The organism is Paraburkholderia sediminicola (assembly GCF_046027355.1).
Classification (GTDB): Bacteria; Pseudomonadota; Gammaproteobacteria; order Burkholderiales; family Burkholderiaceae; genus Paraburkholderia; species Paraburkholderia sediminicola_B.
On sequence record NZ_JAQQEK010000120.1, the window covers coordinates 1 to 959 of the forward strand.

The following is a 959-nucleotide window of genomic DNA, read 5'->3' on the forward strand; positions in this document are numbered from 1 at the left end:
CAGCAGCGCGCTGACGGGCAGATCGAGCGCCGGCGTGGTCGATTGCAATTGCAGATGCACCTGCGTGTAAGCGCCGGGCAGCAGCGCGCCATCCTTGTTGTCGACGTCGATCTCGACGCGCAACGTGCGGCTCGACGGATCGATCGAGCCGGTGCTGCGCGCCACTTTCGCGGCGATGCGGCGGCCCGGATACTGCTGGGCGGTCAGATACACGCCGGTGGGCGGCGTGACGTACGGCGCGTCGTTCTGCGGCACGTCGACGAACACGCGCAGCACGCCGTTCTGCTGGATATGGAACAGCTCGCCCGACATGCCCGCCGTGCCGGGCGTGCCGCCCGCCGTCACCAGCGCGCCGACGTCGACGTTGCGCGCGGTGATCACGCCGTCGAACGGAGCGGTGATCTTCTCGTACGAGACCAGTTCGGCGAGATGCGCGACGTTGGCCTGCGCCGAGGCCAGCATCGCGCGGCGCGCTTCCATGTCGCTGACCTTGGTGTCGGCGTCCTGCTGTGCGACCGATTGGGTCTTCAGCATCTCCTGCCAGCGCTGCGCGGTGGTCTTCGCGTAGTCGAAGTTGGCTTGCGCGGTGGCTTCGTCGGCGCGGGCCTGGCGCAGTTGCGCGTCCAGGTCCGGGGCTTCGATCGTCGCGAGGGTCTGGCCGCTTTTCACCTGCGTGCCGATGTCGGTGTTCCAGTGAGCGAGGTAGCCGCTCGTGCGCGCGTAGATGGATGCTTCGGCGAACGGCGTGACGGCGCCGGGCAGCAGCAGTTCGTTGACGGCCGGCGCGGGGCGCGGTGCGACCACCGACACACTGAGCATGCTTTGCGCCTGCGTTTGCTCCGTGAGCGCGGCGCTTGCATGCAGACGCGGCACGATGCCGACGATCAGCAAGACCGCTGCAAGACCGCTCAGCGCGAACGGCCAGAGACGGCGGTGCGGTTTTGCGCTTGTGGCGTGGA

Annotated in this window: 1 protein-coding gene; it reads right to left on the reverse strand. The window is 68.4% G+C overall.

The window, feature by feature from the left end:
• Positions 1–959 (reverse strand): efflux RND transporter periplasmic adaptor subunit (locus PQR42_RS45540; protein ID WP_408496099.1); only part of this gene is annotated, 959 nt, incomplete at both ends.